Raw genomic sequence first — 19,009 nt, 5'->3', positions numbered from 1 at the left:
GGTTAGGCTAACCGAAAGAGACCGCCCCGCCAAGCGCTCCGCCCTCAGCCGAATTCGAGCGCGAAATCGTCGATCTCCGACTGGTCGAGGTCGTCGAGCGTGAGGTCGGACGGTGTGAACCCGCCCGCATCCTCGTCCGACGCGTGCCCGGCGAGCGCACGCAGCGCCGCGATCCACTCGTCGGCCAACGCCGACACCGTCTCCGCAGGAACGAGATCGGGGCTGTACCCGAACATTCCGCGCAGCACCGGATCGGCTCCGGAATCGTCGGTGAGCACACCGATCTCGACGGCGTGTGCCACGGGCATGTCCGCTTCGGTGGCACCGCCGAGCGCCGAACTCTCCGGGGCACCGGCCCATGCCTGCCCCTCGGTCTCACCCAGCGTGAACCGGCCGAGGTAGTTGAATCCGATGTCCACGGCACCGACGCTCGCGAGTTCCGGGGCACCCACCGGGTCGAGATGTCGCAACATCCCGAATCCGATTCCGCTGTCCGGGATCTCCCGCAATTGCTCCTTCACGCGTTTCAGCGCGTCGCCCGCGCTCGCGCCCCCGGCGTACGCGTCGGCGACGTCGAGTCCTCCGACGTCGAGGCGCACCGGATAGAGCGTGGTGAACCATCCCACCGTGCGCGAGAGATCCGCCCCCGGAACGGCCTGTTCCTCACGGCCGTGTCCTTCGAGGTCGACCGCGACGGCCCCGGCGCCGCAGACCCGCGCGGACGCCAACGCCAATGCCGTGAGCAGCACGTCCTCGACGCCGGCGTGGAACCTCTCCGGAACGGTGGTGAGCAGCGCGTCGGTGAGATCGGACGGAACCTCGACCTGCACCTTCGCGGTTTCTGCCATGGTGTGTCGCACGGGATCCGGATCACCGGACGCCAGACGCACGCGTCCCGCCGGGGCGAGGATCCGCCGCCACAACGACAGTTCGGATCTGCGCGCCGGCACCCCGTCGAGCAGTCCCCGCGCCCAGCGGCGCAGCGACGTACCCGCGCGCACCGGAGCGACACCGTCGACCGCACCGGCGAGATCGGGCACCAGGATGCGCCACGACACACCGTCGACGACGAGGTGGTGCACCGCGACGAACACCCGCCCCGGTGCGTCGGGACCGGCGTCGAAGAAGATCACGCGCACGAGCGCGCCGGCGGCGGGATCGAGTTCGGCGTAGGCGGTCCCGGTCGCGGCGACGATCATCTCCTGCAGGTCGGTCGAGTTCGAGATATCCACGCGGGTCACGACATCCCCGGCATCGACGGAACCGACCGGGCGGACGTCGAACGTGCGTGCCTGCGGATCGAAGACGGCCCGCAGGGCGTCGTGCGTGTCGAGCAGGGCCTGGACGCCGTCGGTCAGCCGCTCGAGCGTCAGTCCTGCGGGCGCGAGGAGCAGCCGCGACTGCGCGTAGCGGGCGTACGGTCCACCGCGGTCGAGCATGTCGTGGACGATCGGGGTTGCCGGGACCTCCCCGAGTGCCGCCTCCACGTCGACCGTCCCGGGTCCGTCCTCGATCTCTGCGACGCGGGCGAGTCCCGCCGGACTGCGGTGTTCGAAGACGTGTCGTGCAGTGAACCGGATCCCGGTGGCGCGCGCCGCGGACACCAACTGGATGGAGACGATCGAATCGCCACCGAGAGCGAAGAAGTCGTCGTCGGGGCCCACGGCGTCGAGTCCGAGCACACCCGCCGTCAGCTCGCACAGGCGCTGTTCGAGTTCGTCCGCCGGCAGGCGACTCTCGGTGACCGGGGTGAAGACCGGCTCGGGAAGTGCTCTGCGGTCGATCTTTCCGTTGCGGGTGACCGGCAGTTCGTCGAGCACGACCGTGACGGCGGGAACCATGTGGTCGGGCAGCCGGTCGGCGACGTACATCCGGAGGGTGTCGGGGTCCGCCGTTCCGGCCGCATAGGCGACGAGCCGTTTGCGGCCCGGTTCGTCCTCGCGGACCACGACCGCCACGGCACTCACCGCGGGATGGCCGCCGAGCACGGTCTCGATCTCGCCGAGTTCGATGCGGAAGCCGCGGATCTTCACCTGGTCGTCGGTCCGGCCGAGGTAGTCGAGCACCGGGCCGTCGGTCCGGGAGACCCTCCAGCGCACCAGATCGCCGGTGCGGTACAGACGCTCGCCGTCGGCGCCGAAGGGGTCGGCCACGAACCGTCCCGCGGTCTGCGCGCTCCGGCCGAGATAACCGCGAGTGACGTGCGGACCACCGACATACAGTTCACCGGGCACGCCCGGGGGCACCTGCCGCAGGTACGCGTCGAGGACGTACACCCGGCCGCCGTGGATCGGGGTTCCGATGTTCGGGATGCTTCCCGGGGTGAGTACGACGCCGGTCGCGTCGACGGTGCATTCCGTCGGACCGTACATGTTGCTCACACGCACATCGGTTTCCGCGGCGAACTGCGTCCACAGGTCACCGGGTACCGCTTCGCCGCCGAGCACCATCGACTCGGGACGATGCGGTGCGGCGGGGTCGAGGAGTCCCTCGGCGAGCAGTCGACCGGCGAGCACCGGACCGCAGTCGAGCGCGTCGATGCGGTGTTCCCGGACGTACCGGACGATGCCCTCGGCATCGGCCATGAGGTCCTCGGCGAGCACGTGCACGGTGTGGCCGCCCAGCATCGCGAGGAGAGGCTCGACGGACGAGTCGAACGCGAAGGTGTAGCTCAGCAGCACGGTGCGGCGGCGCGTCGCGGGATCGCCGACGGTACGGGTGCGCACCGTCTCCCACAGGTTCACGACACCGCGGTGCGGCACCACCACGCCCTTCGGGGTGCCGGTGGATCCGGAGGTGTAGACGAGATAGGCGGTGGTGTCCGGATGCACGACCGGCAGGTGCACGTCCGGGCGGTGATCGGTGATCGATCCGACCGCGTCGGCATCGAGTACGACACCCACACCGGCGTCGCGGAGCATGTACTCGTTCCGCTCCACCGGCTGTTCCTGGTCGAGCACCAGATACGCCGCTCCCGACTTCCACACGCCGAGGATCGCCGCGACCAGCACGGATTCCCGCGGAAGACTCAGTCCCACGATGTCTTCGGGACCGATCCCGTCGGCGACGAGGTGACGGGCGATCCGGTCGGACCAGGCGTCGAGGTCGCGGAAGGTCAGGTGGCTCGACGGCGTGACCAGCGCGGTCTCGTCGCCGTAGCGCTCCACGGTGCGGGCGAACAGCTCGGGCAGGCTGCGGGTCGCCGAGCAGTCGGCGCTGCCACGGTGCGGGCCGGACGGATCCGGCAGCGGGGTGGCATCGCCGGCACGCAGCACCTCACGCTCGGAGCCGGTGAGCAGGTCGAGCTGCGAGAGCCTCGCGTCCGGATCGGCGCACACCGCGGCGAACGCCCGCTCGACCCGGGCGGCGAAGGCCTCGGCGGACGACTCGTCGAACAGGTCGCGGGCGTACTCGACGCGCACGCACAGACCGCCGTCGGATTCCTCGATGACGTCGAAGGTGAGGTCGAACATCGCGGTGTCGTTCGCGACGAACGAGGGTGTGGGCTTCAGGTCGTCGAATCCCGTGATGGCGGGCGGGCTCTGATACTGCACCATCACCTGGAACAGGGGGTGCCGGGCCGCGCTGCGCTCGGGGTTGAGGGTCTCCACGACGCGGTCGAACGGGACGTCCTGGTGCGAGTACGCCGCGACGTCGGCGTCCTTGATCCGGGCGAGCAGCTCCCGCACGGTGGGGTCGCCCGAGAGGTCGGTGCGCAGCACCACCATGTTCACGAAGAAGCCGACGAGGTCGTCGAGTTCGGGTGCGGGCCGTCCCGCGGTGGGTGATCCGAGCGGGATGTCCTCGCCCGCGCCGCTGTGCGACAGTGCGACCGCGACCGCCGCGTGCACCATCATGAACATCGTGGTGCCGGTCGTGCGCGCAGCCTCCCGGATCGTCGCCGCACGGTCGGCCGGGATCCGGTGCTCGACACCGCCACCTGAATAGGAGGCCGCGGCCGGGCGTGGACGGTCGACGGGGAGATCGAGTTCGGCCGGGAGACCGTCGAGTTCCTCACGCCAGAATGCGAGTTGCCGTGCAGCGAGCGAGTTCTCCTCGTCCTGGTCGCCGAGGAGGGCGCGTTGCCAGATCGCGTAGTCGGCGTACTGCACGGGTAGCGGTGCCGGCTCGTGGAAGTCGCCGCGCACGTGCGCGGAGTAGAAGTTGCCGAGATCGCGCAGCAGCAGCGGCGTGGAGAGTTCGTCGCTCGCGATGTGGTGGGCGAGCACGAGCATCACGTGCTCGTCGGGCGCGATCGTGAACAACCGGATCCGCAGCGGGATCTCGCGTTCGAGATCGAACGCGTGCCGGGCCTCGGAATGCAGGCGGCCGGTGAGCGCGTCGCGGTCGACGGACTCGACCGCGAAGGGAACTCCGATCTCGGCAACCTCTTCTGCTCCGCGCACGTGCTGCATCCCCACGCCGTCGCGTTCGACGAGGACGGTGCGCAGGCTCTCGTGGCGAGCGAGTACGTCGGAGACCGCGTGCCGCAGGGCATCCGGGTCGACGGGTCCGTGCAGGTCCACCGTGATGGGGACGTTGTAGGTCGGGCTGGGTCCTTCCAAGCGGTACATGAACCACAAGCGCTGCTGCGCATAGGACAGTGGTGCGAGGGACGGGTTCGCTGGATCGATCGCACCGCGGGGAGCGAGCGCCGGCCGGGCAGGAGCGGTGGTCGCTCGATCTCCGCAGTGCGCGGCGAGCGCGACGACCTGCGGATGGTCGAAGACCGTCCGGATCGGCAGCTCCACACCGAGCTCGTCACGGATGCGGGCGAGCAGCTTCGCGGCGCTGAGCGAGTGCCCGCCGAGGGCGAAGAAGTCGTCGTCGGCGCCCACCGTGTCGAGGCCCAGGATGTCGGCGTAGATGCGGCACAGCGCCCGTTCGGTCTCGGTCTCCGCGACGCGGGACGAGACCATCGACGAGAAGTCCGGTTCGGGCAGCGCCTTGCGGTCGAGCTTGCCGTTGGAGGTCAACGGCATCTCGTCGAGAACGACGAGCGCCGCGGGAACCATGTACCCGGGCAGGAACTCGGCGACGAGACGGCGGGCCTCGACCGGTTCGGGCACGTCCTGTCCGACGAGATAACCGACGAGCTGCGCGGTTCCGGAGGGATCGGTGCGCACCACGGTCGCGGCGCGGGAGACGCCGGGGATGCGCAGCAGAGCGGTGTCGACCTCACCGAGCTCGATACGGAATCCTCGGACCTTGACCTGGTTGTCGACCCGGCCGCGGTAGACGAGGCGGCCGTCCTCGGTCCACTGCACGAGATCGCCGGTGCGGTACAGGCGGGCGTACGGACCGGAGGCGTCCGCCGAGTACGGATTCGCGACGAACCTCGTGGCGGTGAGGGCGGGTGCGTCGAGATATCCCCGGACCACGCCCGGTCCGGCCACGTACAGCTCGCCCTCGGTTCCGGCCGGCACGGGGGCGAGTCCCGCGTCGAGGACGTGGACGCGCAGGTTCGCGACGGGGCGGCCGACGACCGGTGTCTCGGCGTCGGCGACCTCCGCGACGAGGACGTCGACGCTGCACTCGGTGGGGCCGTAGAAGTTGAAGGCCGCACCCCGGCGTTCGCGCAGGCGGCTCCACAACCGCTCGGAGACGGCGTCGCCGCCGAAACCGAGGGTGGGCACGGTGCCGTCGGGGAACAGGCCGTCGTCGACGAACTGCTCGAGCTGGCTCGGTGAGAACTCGACGAAATCCCATCCCTCGTCGAGGGCGCGGCGTGCGAGTGCCGCCGGGTCGCGCTGGGTCGCCTCGTCGACGATGTCGACGGTGTGCCCGGCGAGCATCCACAGCAGCGGCTGCCACGACGCGTCGAACGCGAGCGACCAGGCCAGTCCGAGGCGGACGGATTCGCGGCCGGCCTCGCGGGCGGCGCGGGTGAACACCTGGGCGCGGTGGCTGTGGAACAGGTTGACCAGCCCGCGGTGGGGTACGACGACGCCCTTCGGTCTGCCGGTGGAGCCGGACGTGTGGATCACGTAGGCGATCGAGTCGGGTGTCAGCGGACCGCGTTCCGCGTCGTCGAGCGGAGCATCGGACACGGTGTCGAGGTCGAGATCCTCGAGCACGACACGCTGCGGCGCCCCCGTCACCTCGGCGACCCGGCCGTCGGTCGTGCGGGTGGTGAGGACGCAGACGGGGTCGGTGGAGCCGAGGATGTGGGCGAGGCGTTCGAGGGGCTGGTCGACGTCGAGCGGGACGTAGGCGGCGCCGGTCTCGAGGACGGCGTGGATGGCGATCAGCGCGTCGACGGTGCGGGGCAGCGCGAGCGCGACCCGCGCGTGCGGCCGGTCGAGATCGAAGCTCGAGGCGAGGTGGCGGGCCAGGCGGTGCACCCGGGCGCCGAACTGTGCGTAGGTGAGCGTCACATGGGTGTCCGCCGCGGCCGGTGCGTCGGGGGCCGCCTCGATCCTCTCTCGCAGCAGGTCGACGAGGGTCAGGTCGGGGTCGAACGGGATGTCCGGGCTGTGGCTCCAGTCGTCGAGGATCGTCCGTCGCTCGTCGGCGGTCAGGACGGACACCTGCGCGAGCGGGGTGTGCAGACCCCGCTCTGCCACCGAGCCGAACAGCATCTCCAGTCGCTCGGTGTGGATCGTCAGATCCGCCTCGCTGTAGACGTCGGCGTCGACGTCGACGAACACCTCGAGTCCGGCACTGCCGTCGAGCGGCCGCACGGTGACCATGAAGTCCTGCAGGGGTCCTCGGGCCACCGAGTGCACGGCCGCACGCATGTCGCCGAACCGGAGCGAGTCGCCGAACGGCTTGACGTTGACCGACGGGCCGATGACGCCGCGGGATCCGGTGGGTAGTCGCAGGTCGCGCTGGATGTCCTCGGTGCGGTAACGATAGTGGCTGCGGCACAGCGCCACTCCGTCGCGAACCTGAGCTACGAGATCGACGAGCGTGGCCGAGGCGGTCGGATTCAGGCGCAGCGGAACGACATTGACCGCGGTGATCGGCACCCGCAGTGCGGCGCTGCCGAGCCGGTTCATGACGGGGAAACCGAGTGTGAGGTCCTCACGGCCGGTCGCTCCGCGCAGGTAGGCGGCGACGAGCGCGGTGACCGCGTCGCCCCAGCTCGCGCCGACCTCCTTGCCGAGGGCCACCAGCCCGCGTTGCCGGTCGGCGTCGAGGGTGAAGCGTGCACCACGGGAGCGTCGTGCGATGCCACCCGGTCCGGGCCGGAGAGCGACCGCTTCGTCCACGCCGTCGAGGTACGCGCTCCAGAAGTCACGGTCGGCGTCGAAGTCGGCCGAGTCGCGATAGTCCGATTCCTCCCGTATCACCGATTCGACCGGATCGAACCGTGCGGCAGCAACTTCCGCACCGGCGACCGCGGCGGTGTAACGCTCGGCGATGCGCCGGTTGAACAGCGAGAACCCGAAGGCGTCGAGGACGATGTGGTGAGCACGCAAGTAGAGCAGGACGTGATCGTCGGCGAGTCGCAGGACCGCGGCCCGGACGCACGGATCCACCGACAGGTCGACGGGCCGTTCGAGGTCGCGCACCATCCACTCGTGGGCCGCCTGCCAGGGGTCCGACGCGAGAGTGAGGTCGACGGTGGGGGCGAGATCGAGCGTGCGCGCACCGGGAATCTGAACGACCGTACCGTCGGCGAGAGTCTCGAATCCCGCGACCAGCACCTCGGCCTCGGATGCCGCTGCGGAAACCGCAGTGACCAGCGCTTCCTCGTCGACCGCGCCTCGCAGTTCGATACATTCCGAGGTGTTGAACAGCGGGTTGTCGGGGTTCAGTTGCTGGGCGAACCATACGCCCGACTGTGCGCGCGACAGAGCGAGCCGTGAGGCGTCCGGGCCGGCAAGGGGCACTGGAGATCCTCTTTCCTTCGATCGAAACGATTGGCTGGGAACGGAATCCGCTGATGTGCGCGCTGCGGCGCCGGAGGGCACAGTACCAAAGGTTAGGCTTACCGTATATCTTGCTCAGTGATCGTGTGTCCTGTGGCGCGGTCCTGCCAGCAGACCTCCTCAACCGGAAGGTACGAGAATGCAAGTGCCGGTCCTCGGCGCAACCGCTACCGACCGGGCCGAGCGGCCCGTCGCGCACCCGTTCGTCCTGTCCCGACCGCACGGCACGGTGGTCGCCGAAGGTGTGAACGAACACTTCGACCGCGCGTCCGCCGCCGCCGACGCCCTGCGCACCGGACAGGTCGCCGCGATCGTCGGAGCACTGCCCTTCGCACCCGACGGACCGGCCGCACTGACCGCTCCGAACACACTCCATCACTCCCCCGCGCACTACGACGCACCGGCCGTCGACCTGCCCCCGATCACGATCACGGGCGCACTGCCGTCGGAAGGCGAACACATCGATCGGGTCGAGGCCGTACTGCGCCTGCTCCGCTCGGACGACAGCGACCTGCTCAAGGTGGTCCTGGCCCGGGCGCTCGCCCTGCGCGCCGACCGGCCCGTCACCCCGCACGACCTCCTCGTCGCTCTCACGCGAAACGATCCGCTGCACAACGGCTTCCTCGTCGACCTCACGGCCGCCGGTGGCGCGTGGACGGGACGTCACCTGGTGGGGTCGAGCCCGGAGGTGCTCGTGCGCCGTCGTGGTGATCGGGTCACCGCCCACCCCCTCGCCGGATCCGCACCGCGTCACCGCGATCCCGAGATCGATCGGGCGACGGCCGACAGGCTCGCCGGCTCCGCGAAGAATCTCGCCGAGCACGCGCACGTGATCGATGCGATCCGCACCGCGCTCGAACCGTTGTGCGTCGACCTCGACATCCCCGAGCAGCCGACCGTGACGAGCACGCGCCAGCTGTGGCATCTCGGCACTCCCATCGAGGGCCGCCTGCGCGATCCGGGTGTCACGGCCCTCGATCTCGCACTCGCAGTGCACCCCACTCCCGCGATCTGCGGCACGCCGACCGCCGCCGCCCGCGATCTGATCCTCGCCACCGAGGGTGACCGGGGCTTCTACGCCGGTGCCCTCGGATGGTGCGACGCCGCGGGTGACGGCGAATGGATGGTCACCATCCGCTGTGCCGTCCTCGACGCCGACGGTGTCGGGCTCACGGCCTACGCCGGGGGCGGTATCGTCGCCGACTCCGACCCCGCCGACGAACTGGCCGAGACCACCGTCAAGTTCGGCACCGTCCTCGATGCACTGGGAGTACTCCGATGACCGAGACCGCACCATCCCCCGTCACGCTCGTCGTCGGGGCGGCGCAGGGTATCGGCCGCGCGACCGCCGAGGTCCTGGCGCGTGCCGGTCACCGTCTCGTGCTCGCCGACCGCAACGCCGAAGGACTGCGCAAGACCGCGGCGCTGCTCGGCGGTTCCGTCCCCACCTACCCCGTCGACATCCGCGACCACGACGCCGTCGCCTACATCGTCGGGAGCATCGAATCCGAGCACGGACCGGTCGAGCATCTCGCGCACGTCGCCGGTGTCTTCACCACGGGCTCGGTGCTCGACTCCGATCCCGAGGACTGGCAGCACATGTACGACGTCAACGTCACCGGCCTGCTGTCGGTCCTGCGGTCGGTCGGACGGGCCATGCGGGAGCGGCGGTCGGGTTCGATCGTCGTCGTCGGATCGAACTCCGCGGGCGTGCCGCGCATGGGCATGGGCGCCTACGGATCGTCCAAGGCCGCGTCCACGATGATCGTGCGGATCCTCGGACTCGAACTGGCGCAGTACGGGATCCGCGCCAACATCGTCGCGCCGGGCTCCACCGACACCGCCATGCAGCGCTCGCTGTGGGAGGACCCGAACGACGACGCCGGCTCCCGCAGCGCCATCGAGGGTGATCTCTCGCAGTTCAAGGTCGGCATCCCCCTCGGCCGCATCGCCGAGCCCGCCGACATCGCCGAGGCCATCGAGTTCCTGCTGTCCGACCGTGCTCGTCACATCACCATGCAGGCGCTCTACATCGACGGCGGCGCCACCCTCCGCGCCTGACCGACCCGACATCGATCCGCATCCCGAAAGGAACCGCTCCGTGACAACCGGTTTCGAGCGCACGCCGCTCGCCGACACCGCCCGCTACCCCGAGGAGTTCGCCGAGCGGTATCGCGCAGCCGGTTACTGGACGAACGAGACCTTCGGCGAGTTCCTCCCGGCCCGCGCTGCCCGGTTCGCCGATCGCACCGCCGTCGTCGGACACGACGCGACGGGCACCTGGCGGCGCATCACCTTCCGCGAACTCGACGATGCCTCGGCCCGCATCGCCGCCGGTCTCGCCGACCTCGGGGTCCGGAAGGGCGCCCGTGTCGTCCTGCAGTTGCCGAACATCGTCGAGTACACCGAAGTGCTCTTCGCGGTCTTCCGCCTCGGCGCGCTCCCCGTCTTCTCCCTCCCCGCGCACCGCGCGTCGGAGATCGGCTACTTCTGCCGGTTCAGCGACGCCGCAGCGTATGTGATCGCCGACGAACACGGCGGGTTCGACTACCGCGCGCTCGCCCGGCAGGTCACCTCGGAGATGGAGAATCCGCCGACGGTCGTGGTCGCCGGTGAGGCCGAGGAATTCACTGCGCTCGGCTCGTTGCGCGACCGCGAACCCGCGCCGATCACGGAGAACGACGCCGAAAGCGTTGCCTTCCTGCAGCTGTCGGGCGGCACGACCGGAACGTCGAAGCTCATCCCCCGCACCCACGCCGACTACCTGTACTCCGTGCGCGAGTCCGCGGTGATCTGCGGGGTGGACGAGAACACCCGCATGCTGGTCGCGCTGCCGGCGGCGCACAACTTCCCGATGAGCTCGCCGGGCATCCTCGGTGTGCTGCACGCCGGCGGCACCGTCGTCCTCGCTCCGGATCCGAGCCCCGACACCGCGTTCGCCCTCATCGAGAGCGAGGGCGTGACGATGGCGTCGCTCGTCCCGCCCCTCGCGCAGGCGTGGCTGTCGGCGCGGGCCCGCACCGAACGCGACCTGTCGTCGCTCGAAGTACTGCAGGTCGGCGGTGCGAAGTTCCCGGCCGAGGCCGCCAAACGCGTTCGCCCCGAACTCGGCTGCACGCTGCAGCAGGTCTTCGGTATGGCGGAGGGTCTCGTCAACTACACCCGGCTCGACGACGACGAGGACACCATCGTCACCACCCAGGGCCGACCGATCAGTCCCGACGACGAGATCCGTGTCGTCGACGACGCGGGCGAGCCCGTCGCCGTGGGCACCACCGGTCACCTGCTCACCCGCGGCCCGTACACCATCCGGGGCTACTACAACGCGCCGGAACACAATTCGACGGCGTTCACGCCGGACGGCTTCTACCGCACCGGCGACATCGTCCGGCTCACCGAGCACGGCTACATCGTCGTCGAGGGACGTGCGAAGGACCAGATCAACCGCGGTGGCGAGAAGATCGCGGCCGAGGAGGTCGAGAACCATCTGATCGCGCACCCGGCCGTGCTCGACGCGGCGGTGGTGTCGATGCCCGACAAGTATCTCGGCGAACGCACCTGCGCCTTCGTCGTCACGGAGGGTGAAGCGCCGAAAACCCTCGCGCTCAAGAAGTTCCTGAGGGAGCGAGGGCTGGCCGAGTACAAGATCCCCGACAAGGTGCGGTTCGTCGACGCCTTCCCGGTCACGGGAGTGGGCAAGATCAGCCGGAACGAACTGCGGCGCGCTCTCGCGGCCACTCTGAAGGACTGATCTCGCTCCGCGACGACGGGATGGCCTCGCCTCGCTCGGCACGAGCGGCGAGGGTTGCGTAGCGGCCACCGCGGGCGACGAGGTCGTCGTGCGTTCCGCGTTCGACGATACGGCCCCGATCGAGGACCACGATCTCGTCGGCGTTCCGCACGGTCGAGAGCCGGTGCGCGATGGTGATGGTCGTGCGTCCGCTGCGCGCGGCGTCGAGGGCCTGCTGCACGGCGTGCTCGGTGTCGTTGTCGAGGGCGCTGGTCGCCTCGTCGAGCACGAGGACACGCGGGTCGCGCAGGAGCGTGCGTGCGATCGCCAGTCGCTGTTTCTCGCCACCCGAGAAGCGGTGTCCGCGGGCGCCGACGACGGTGTCGTAGCCGTCCGGCAGCGAGACGATCAGGTCGTGGATGTGCGCGGCGCGAGCCGCGGCCTCGATCTCGTCGTCGGTCGCGTCCGGCTTCGCGTAGCGCAGGTTCTCCCGGACGGTCGCGTGGAGGAGGTAGGTCTCCTGCGAAACCACGCCGACCAGTCCGGCGAGATCGGCGAGCCGCATGTCGCGCAGGTCGACGCCGTCGATGCTCACGCGTCCCTCGACCGGGTCGTACAGTCGTGCGACGAGCGAGCCGAGCGTGGTCTTGCCCGAGCCGGTCTCGCCGACGAGCGCGACCTGCGCTCCTGCCGGGACGTCGAGGTCGATCCCGTCGAGCGCGTTGCGGTGCGCTCCTTCGTAGCGGAAGCTCACGTTCTCGAACCGCACCCGGCCGGCGACGGTCGTCGGGTCGACGGGCACCGGATCGCGCGGGTCGTCGATGTCGACGGGAAGGTCGAGGTATTCGAAGATGCGGCTGAACAGGGCCAGCGAACTGGTGACGGAGACACCGACGTCGAGCAGGCTCATCAGCGGCCGGAACAGCGCGCCCTGCAGGCCGGTGAAGGCCACCAGGGTGCCGATCGTCATGCCGCCCGAGGTGGCCGGCAGACCTGCGACGAGATAGAGGACCGCGGGGATCGCCGCGAAGACGATGTTCATCGTGGCCATGCGCCAGCGGCCGGACAACTGCGCGTGCACCTCGAGATCGGCGAGTTCCTCCGACGTGCGGGCGAACTTGTCGGACAGTGCCGGGCCGGTGCCCAGCGTCTTGACGAGCAGCACACCGCTGACCGACAGTCCTTCGTCGATCTGCGACTGCATGTCGGCGAGGCGCCGCTGCTGACGGGCGGTGACGGCGCGGCGCATGAGTGCGACCCGGCGTGTGAGCCAGATGGCCGGCGGGAGCACGATCAGGGAGAGCAGGGCCAGTCGCCAGCTGAGGACCGCCATGGCGATCGCCGTGCCGACGACGGTGGTGACGTTGGACGCCAGCGAGGTCGCGGTGTTGGTGACCACGGACTGCATGCCGCCGATGTCGTTGGTCAGCCGCGACTGGATCTCACCGCCGCGGGTGCGGGTGAAGAAGTTCAACGACTGTCGCTGCAGGTGGGAGAAGACCCGGGTGCGCAGACCGTGCATGACGTTCTGGCCGACGGTCGTGGAGATCCAGGTCTGGACGACGGACAGGAGCGAGCTCGCGACGGTGACGGCCAGCATGCCGCCGACCGCCCACAGCAGCAGGCTCACGTTCTGGTGCGGGATGGCGTCGTCGATGACGGCGCGGACGAGGAAGGGGGTCGCGAGGGAGATCACCGACGAGGCGATGATGAGTGCGACGACGAGGGTGATCTTCCACCGGTGGGGCGCGAAGAGGGCGCCGATACGGCGCAGGCTCACCGGGGCTTCGCGGAGCTGTTCGAGATCCTTCTTGTCGATCCTGCCGCGGCTGCCCGGCTTGCCGCCGAGTGTGGGTGGGGGCTGCATCATGTGCGCCACCTCGATTCGTGGTTCGTGTTCCGTACTTATTGAGGTTGCCTCATTGAGTGGCAACCGTCAAGTGAGGTAGTGTGACCACTATGTCGGATTCACCCGTCGCACTGCGCGATCTGCTCCTCACCACCACGCGTACGCTGCGCCGACGCTGGCACGACCTCCTCCAGCCGTGGGGATTGTCACCCCACGAGTACCGGGCGCTCGACGTCATCGGACGCGCCGACGACCCGATCCGCCTCGGCGTCGTGGCCAAGGAACTGCGCATCGTCCCCCGCTCGGCCACCGAGGTCGTCGATCGCCTCGAGACGCGGGGCCTGACCGAGCGACTCCCCGATCCCGCCGACCGGCGCGCGGTCTGCGTACGGCTGACCGACGAGGGCCGCAGGATCCGGGCCGAGCTGGCCTCGGCCCGCGATGCCGACGCCGTCGAGATGTTCGACCGGCTCGACACCGACGAACGCGCACGACTGTCCGATCTGCTGCACAAACTCGTCGACGACCGGCCGCGCTGATCCTTTCCGGTTCCGGGTACTCACATTCCCGACGGCGGCGACGTCTTCCCTACGAGGGCCTGTGCCCATGTTGCCCGCCCGATCGAGGAGAGCCCTGTGAAGACCATCGACAGCCTGCAGTCACGCGTCGACGCACTGAACCTGCCCGAGTCGACGAGCGAGCTCGACGAGAACGGCTGTGTCCTCACCGGGCCGCTGCTGAGCGACGACGAATGCGCCGAGCTCGCGGCCCTGTGGAACGACGACGCCCGCTTTCGCACCACGGTCGACATGAGCCGCTACCGGTACGGACACGGCACCTACAAGTACTTCGGCTCACCCGTCCCCGACGCCGTCGCACACCTGCGCTCGGCGTTCTACCGGCAGCTGCTCGCCGTCGCGCGCTCGTGGGCCGAACGCCTCGGCGATCCGGCACCCTGGCCCGACGACTTCGACGACTGGCTCGACATGTGCCACGCGGCCGGCCAGACCGACCCCACCCCGCTGATGCTGCGCTACACCACCGGCGACTGGAACGCCCTGCACCGCGATCTCTACGGCGACCTCGTGTTCCCACTGCAGGTCGTGATCGGGCTCGACCGGGCGGGCGTCGACTACACCGGCGGCGAGTTCCTGCTGGTCGAACAACGACCCCGCGCGCAGTCGCGGGGCACCGTCACCGTGCTCGAGCGAGGCCACGCCCTGATCTTCACCACCCGCGACCGACCGATCCGCTCGGCGCGTGGATGGTCGCGGGCGCCGGTCCGGCACGGCGTGAGCACCGTCCGTTCGGGCCTGCGTCGCACCCTCGGCCTGGTGCTGCACGATGCCGCCTGAGTGTCCCGGGCGCTGCCCGACGCGGCCTGCGTCGTTTCAGCGTTCGAAGATCCGCCGCGGATTGTCCACGAGCATCGTGGTGATCTGCTCGTCGGTCACGCCCCGTTCGCGCAGGGCCGGCAGTACCTCGTCGCTGATGTGGTTGTAGTTCCAGTTGGGCACGGCGGCCTGCTTCACGTCGTGCGGGAACCAGTCGATGAAGCACGACGCATCGTGCGAGAGCACCATGCGCTCGCTGTAACCGGCCTCCACGAGCGCGACCACCGTGTCGACGCGCTGCTCGAACGGCAACAGCAGGTCGAGGCCGAAGCGGTCCATCCCGAGAATCGAACCGGCGTCGGCGATGCGACGCAGGTAGTCCAGATCGGTCGAATCACCGCTGTGCCCGATCACCACCTTGGTGAGGTCGGCACCTTCCTCCGCGAGCACGCGTTGTGCCACCTCCCCCGACCCGGTGTGCGGGTTGGTGTGCACCGTGATCGGCACGCCGGTCTCGACGTGCGCCTGCCCTACCGCTCGCATCACGCGCTCGACCCCCGGCGTGAGTCCCGGAAGCTCGATGGCGCACTTGAGCATTCCGGCACGCACCCCCGTGCCGGCGATGCCCTCGCGGATGTCCTTCACGAACAGTTCGGTGAGCGGCTCCGGTCCGTCCACCAGAAGCCCCGGTCCGACGTTGTGGAACTGGAACGGCAGGTCGTTGTAGGTGTACAGACCGGTCGCGACGACGATGGAGATGTCCACCCGTTCGGCGACGCGCTGGATGCGCGGGATGTACCGGCCGAGACCGACCACCGTGGGATCGACGATCGTGTCGATGCCGCGCTCCGACAACGCGCTCAACTTCGCGACCGCGTCGTCGACGCGTTCGTCCTCGTCCCATGGGCTCGGGTAGTCGGGAAAGTTGGTGCGGATCTCCTCGCCGAGTACGAAGACGTGCTCGTGCATGAGGACTCTGCCCAGACGACCCGTGTCGAGAGGGCCGCGAACGGTGTCGACGGATGTCATGACCGGTGACGTTAGGACACCACCGGCGGCAGGGGCACCGATTTCACGAATCGGTGGGAGTCGACTCCTCGAGGGCCTGACGATAGCGACGCATGCCGCGCAACCACCGGTCGTAGTCGGCGCCCTTGTTCCGGTACATCTCGAGGACCTCCGGGTGCGGAAGGATCAGGAAATGCTCCTCCTCCATCGCGGCGAACACCGTCTCCGCGACGTCCGCGGGTTCGAGCACCGCACCGGCGGTCGTGACGGCCCGGGTGGCGAGTTCACCGAGCGCGTGCCCGGATGCGTCCCCCGAGTACAGCAGAGGTGTGTTGACGCCCATCGGGCACAGGCAGCTCACCCTCACACCTTTGTCGCCGTAGGTCACCGACAGCCACTCGGCGAAACCGACGGCCGCGTGCTTGGTGACCGAGTAGGTGGCCGAGCCGATCTGTGTGAGCAGGCCGGCCGCCGACGCCGTGCTGACGAAATAGCCCTCGCCGCGTTCGACCCATCGGGGTACCAGCAGTCGCGCCGCACGGATGTGTGCGCGCAGGTTGACGTCGAAGGACTGTTCCCAGACCGAGTCCTCGATCTCCAGTCCGGGCACACCGGTGACACCCGCATTGGCGAAGTACAGGTCCACGGGACCGAACTCCGCTTCGGCGCGCTCGACGAGCCCGCGGATGTGTTCGTCGTCGGAGACGTCCGCCGCCACCGCGACGGCGCTGCCCGGGGTCTTCTCCCGGAGCGCCGTGACGACGCGCTGCGCCGCGTGTTCGTCGAGGTCGGCGACCACCACTCGTGCACCTCGCTCGACGAGGCCGGCAGCGATGGCGCCGCCGATTCCGCCGCCCCCGCCGGTCACGACGGCCACTCTGCCTTCGACCTTCATCGCTGATACCTCCCCGTCGAATCGCAGTGCCGTCCCGTGCGGCACAGTTGGTACGGAACCTGTCTACACGTATCACCGGCTGTAGGTACCGCCCACACGCACGGAGGTCGAGCACCCGGATGGACGAATTGTTCTCCGTCTCCCGTCCGCGACGCGAGATCGCGCCGGGCGCCGTGCACGTGCCCGACTGGCTCGGCCCGGACGAACAGCGCGAGCTCGTCGAGCTGTGTCGTGAATGGGCGCGCCCACCGGCGCCGATGCGGCACACCCTGCTGCCGGGTGGCGGACGGATGTCGGTGAGCACGGTGTGCCTCGGATGGCACTGGTCGCCGTACCGCTACACCCGCACCGCGATCGACGTCGACGAGGCTCCCGTTCCACCGCTACCCGACCGGCTCGTCGAACTCGGGCGACGTGCCGTCGCCGATGCCTACGACGATCCGGCGGCCGGGAACAGGTACGAGCCCGACACCGCGCTGATCAACTTCTACGACCGCGACGCGCGGATGGGCATGCACCAGGACAAGGACGAGCGGGTGAGCGCGCCGATCGTGTCGCTCAGCCTCGGGGATGCCTGCCTGTTCCGGTTCGGCAACACCGAGTCGCGCGGCCGGCCCTACACCGACGTGCGTCTCGAATCCGGCGACCTGTTCGTCTTCGGTGGGCCGTCGCGATTCGCGTATCACGGGGTGCCGGTCGTGTATCCGGACACCGGCAGCGCCCGCTGCGGACTCACCGCGGGGCGCCTCAACATCACCCTGCGGAGCACCGGACTCTCCTGACCGATCGCCCTCGAATTCCGAACGTTCGGTCTGTGACTTTGTAACCAACTACACTCGAAGTAGCGGTTCTCCGACGAGAAATACGTCAAATCGGACGATATTCTCGTGCGGTAGTCATCGGTGTCGGGATCGATCACAGGAGACTGCATGTCCGACTTCGCTTGCCGTCGTGCCCTGGCGATCATCGCAGGCCTCGCCCTCGGCCTGACCGGACCTGTCGCCGCCGCTGCCACTGCCGGCACCGCGTCCACCGCCGGCGCGGAGACCTTCCGCCCGTGCCCGGAGCGGTTCGTCATCGCGGTCGACGGAACCCGCAACCTCGACACCCCGGATTCGATCGATCCCGACTCGCCCCTCGCGAAGATCTCGGCGCGATACGCGGCGCCCGGCACGGTGGTCGAGCACATCCGCTATCCCGCCGTCGTGGTTCCGGTGCCCGAGTCCGGGTCGAGCGAGGGGTCGGGGCGTCTCGCCTACGACGAGTCCAAGAGGATCGGGCACCAGCGCCTGCGCGAGACGATCACTGTCCGGCACGGTTCGTGCCCCGACAGCGAGCTCGTCGTCCTCGGTTACTCGCAGGGCGCGTCGATCGCCGGCGACGTCCTCGCCGAGATCGCGGCCGACGGTTCGGTGCCGCCGGAGCGGATCAGCGGTGTGCTGTACTCCGACCCGCGCGACACCCGGGGAGTCGAAACGCTGTTCCCGGGCGAGGTCGTCCCGGGCATCACGCTCGGCGGTGGTCGCGACGACTTCGGCACGATCGCCGTCGAACGGATCTGCATCGAGGGCGACGCGGTCTGCGACGGCGTGACGCCGGAGGAGAGCGAAGGGTGGTTGCGCGAGAACGTCACCGGCTACCTGAGGCTGCACACGACCTATCCCGACTACGACCCGTGAGGATCGTCGCACCAGGGAGAGCCCGGGCCGGGGCATACCGGTTCGGTATCGTCGGTTCATGAGCGTCGAGTCCCCGGCCACCCACCTCCCCGCTTCCGGCGATGATCCTCTCGCGCTGGAGCGGCAGGTGTGTTTCGCGCTCGCCGTGGCGAACCGCGCCGTGCTCGCGGTCTATCGACCGATCCTCGACAGGCTGGGCCTGACCCACCCGCAGTACCTGGTGATGCTCGCCCTGTGGGAACGCTCGCCGCTGACGAGCAAGGAGGTGGGGCAGTTGCTCCAGCTCGACTCCCCCACGCTGTCTCCGCTGCTCAAGCGACTCGAGGCGCTGGGCCTGATCACCCGCGCACGCAGCGTGGCCGACGAACGGCAACTCGTCCTCGAACTCACCGACGCCGGACGGGCGCTGCGTGCCGAGGCCGAGTCGGTGCCGGGACAGGTCGTCGATGCCCTCGGTGTCGGGCTCGACGAACTCCAGGACCTGCACGCCGCGCTCGTCCGCGTCAACGCGGCGGCGTTGAAGGCCGGAGCACTCTGACAGATCGGTAGCTGCCGCAACCGCGACGGCGGCGGAAGGCCACCCAGCACAGCAGGACGATCGTGGAAAACCCGCGCCGGTGCCGTCGTGATCCGGCCG

General features: G+C 69.4%; 12 protein-coding genes. 8 read left to right on the top strand and 4 right to left on the bottom strand.

Annotated features, from left to right (window positions below; genetic code table 11):
* Positions 1–44 precede the first annotated feature (44 nt).
* The gene (locus tag C6Y44_RS03580; RefSeq protein WP_159416712.1) at positions 45–7,838 is read right to left on the bottom strand and encodes a non-ribosomal peptide synthetase; all 7,794 of its coding nucleotides are present in this window, start codon (positions 7,836–7,838) and stop codon (positions 45–47) included.
* A gap of 178 nt (positions 7,839–8,016) precedes the next feature.
* On the opposite strand from C6Y44_RS03580, the gene C6Y44_RS03575 reads away from it, so the two are divergent.
* Genes C6Y44_RS03575 through C6Y44_RS03565 form a run of 3 tightly spaced genes read left to right on the top strand, consistent with a single transcriptional unit; the run spans position 8,017 to position 11,628 of the window.
* Entirely contained in the window at positions 8,017–9,159 is a 1,143-nt protein-coding gene (locus C6Y44_RS03575; RefSeq protein WP_225623719.1) for an isochorismate synthase, read from the top strand.
* Complete coding sequence (locus tag C6Y44_RS03570; RefSeq protein ID WP_120281431.1) at positions 9,156–9,938, top strand: 2,3-dihydro-2,3-dihydroxybenzoate dehydrogenase; 783 nt, start codon at positions 9,156–9,158, stop codon at positions 9,936–9,938. Before C6Y44_RS03575 ends, C6Y44_RS03570 begins: the two co-directional genes overlap by 4 nt.
* Positions 9,939–9,978: 40 nt before the next feature.
* Positions 9,979–11,628: a (2,3-dihydroxybenzoyl)adenylate synthase gene (locus C6Y44_RS03565; protein WP_159416713.1), complete on the top strand. Its 1,650-nt coding sequence runs from the start codon at positions 9,979–9,981 to the stop codon at positions 11,626–11,628.
* Here the strand turns inward: C6Y44_RS03565 and C6Y44_RS03560 are convergent.
* Positions 11,579–13,477, bottom strand: a complete 1,899-nt coding sequence (locus tag C6Y44_RS03560; RefSeq protein ID WP_159416714.1) for an ABC transporter ATP-binding protein — start codon at positions 13,475–13,477, stop codon at positions 11,579–11,581. The genes C6Y44_RS03565 and C6Y44_RS03560 overlap by 50 nt on opposite strands.
* An 89-nt stretch (positions 13,478–13,566) precedes the next feature.
* Between C6Y44_RS03560 and C6Y44_RS03555 the strand changes: the two genes are divergently transcribed.
* Both C6Y44_RS03555 and C6Y44_RS03550 read left to right on the top strand, forming a co-directional pair.
* Positions 13,567–13,995, top strand: a complete 429-nt coding sequence (locus tag C6Y44_RS03555) for a MarR family winged helix-turn-helix transcriptional regulator (RefSeq protein ID WP_174246936.1) — start codon at positions 13,567–13,569, stop codon at positions 13,993–13,995.
* A 96-nt stretch (positions 13,996–14,091) separates the two neighbouring features.
* The gene (locus C6Y44_RS03550) at positions 14,092–14,811 is read left to right on the top strand and encodes a 2OG-Fe(II) oxygenase (RefSeq protein ID WP_159416716.1); all 720 of its coding nucleotides are present in this window, start codon (positions 14,092–14,094) and stop codon (positions 14,809–14,811) included.
* A 36-nt stretch (positions 14,812–14,847) separates the two neighbouring features.
* On the opposite strand, the gene C6Y44_RS03545 is transcribed toward C6Y44_RS03550, so the two are convergent.
* The gene (locus C6Y44_RS03545) at positions 14,848–15,819 is read right to left on the bottom strand and encodes a phosphotriesterase family protein (RefSeq protein ID WP_159416717.1); all 972 of its coding nucleotides are present in this window, start codon (positions 15,817–15,819) and stop codon (positions 14,848–14,850) included.
* 43 nt (positions 15,820–15,862) lie between these two features.
* Positions 15,863–16,693, bottom strand: a complete 831-nt coding sequence (locus C6Y44_RS03540) for an SDR family oxidoreductase (RefSeq protein WP_159416718.1) — start codon at positions 16,691–16,693, stop codon at positions 15,863–15,865.
* Between the two features lie 119 nt (positions 16,694–16,812).
* Here C6Y44_RS03540 and C6Y44_RS03535 point away from each other — a divergent pair, with 119 nt between their 5' ends.
* From C6Y44_RS03535 to C6Y44_RS03525, 3 genes are all read left to right on the top strand, one after another.
* Positions 16,813–17,475 (top strand): alpha-ketoglutarate-dependent dioxygenase AlkB family protein, encoded by a 663-nt coding sequence (locus C6Y44_RS03535; RefSeq protein WP_159416719.1) that lies wholly within the window; start codon positions 16,813–16,815, stop codon positions 17,473–17,475.
* Between the two features lie 147 nt (positions 17,476–17,622).
* Entirely contained in the window at positions 17,623–18,372 is a 750-nt protein-coding gene (locus C6Y44_RS03530) for a cutinase family protein (protein WP_159416720.1), read from the top strand.
* A 58-nt stretch (positions 18,373–18,430) separates the two neighbouring features.
* A complete protein-coding gene (locus tag C6Y44_RS03525; protein WP_120281422.1) occupies positions 18,431–18,910 on the top strand; it encodes a MarR family winged helix-turn-helix transcriptional regulator in 480 nt (159 codons plus the stop codon).
* Positions 18,911–19,009: the final 99 nt, after the last annotated feature.

This window comes from Rhodococcus rhodochrous (assembly GCF_014854695.1).
In the GTDB taxonomy this organism is placed as follows: Bacteria; Actinomycetota; Actinomycetes; order Mycobacteriales; family Mycobacteriaceae; genus Rhodococcus.
This window is presented reverse-complemented; position numbering and strand designations above follow the sequence as displayed.

Excerpts from the sequence above, each read along its gene's own strand:
- C6Y44_RS03575 (WP_225623719.1), top strand. The coding sequence starts at position 8,017 with ATGCAAGTGCCGGTCCTCGGCGCAACCGCTACCGACCGGGCCGAGCGG.
- C6Y44_RS03570 (WP_120281431.1), top strand. The coding sequence starts at position 9,156 with ATGACCGAGACCGCACCATCCCCCGTCACGCTCGTCGTCGGGGCGGCG.
- C6Y44_RS03560 (WP_159416714.1), bottom strand. The coding sequence starts at position 13,477 with ATGATGCAGCCCCCACCCACACTCGGCGGCAAGCCGGGCAGCCGCGGC.
- C6Y44_RS03555 (WP_174246936.1), top strand. The coding sequence starts at position 13,567 with ATGTCGGATTCACCCGTCGCACTGCGCGATCTGCTCCTCACCACCACG.
- C6Y44_RS03545 (WP_159416717.1), bottom strand. The coding sequence starts at position 15,819 with ATGACATCCGTCGACACCGTTCGCGGCCCTCTCGACACGGGTCGTCTG.
- C6Y44_RS03540 (WP_159416718.1), bottom strand. The coding sequence starts at position 16,693 with ATGAAGGTCGAAGGCAGAGTGGCCGTCGTGACCGGCGGGGGCGGCGGA.
- C6Y44_RS03535 (WP_159416719.1), top strand. The coding sequence starts at position 16,813 with ATGGACGAATTGTTCTCCGTCTCCCGTCCGCGACGCGAGATCGCGCCG.
- C6Y44_RS03530 (WP_159416720.1), top strand. The coding sequence starts at position 17,623 with ATGTCCGACTTCGCTTGCCGTCGTGCCCTGGCGATCATCGCAGGCCTC.
- C6Y44_RS03525 (WP_120281422.1), top strand. The coding sequence starts at position 18,431 with ATGAGCGTCGAGTCCCCGGCCACCCACCTCCCCGCTTCCGGCGATGAT.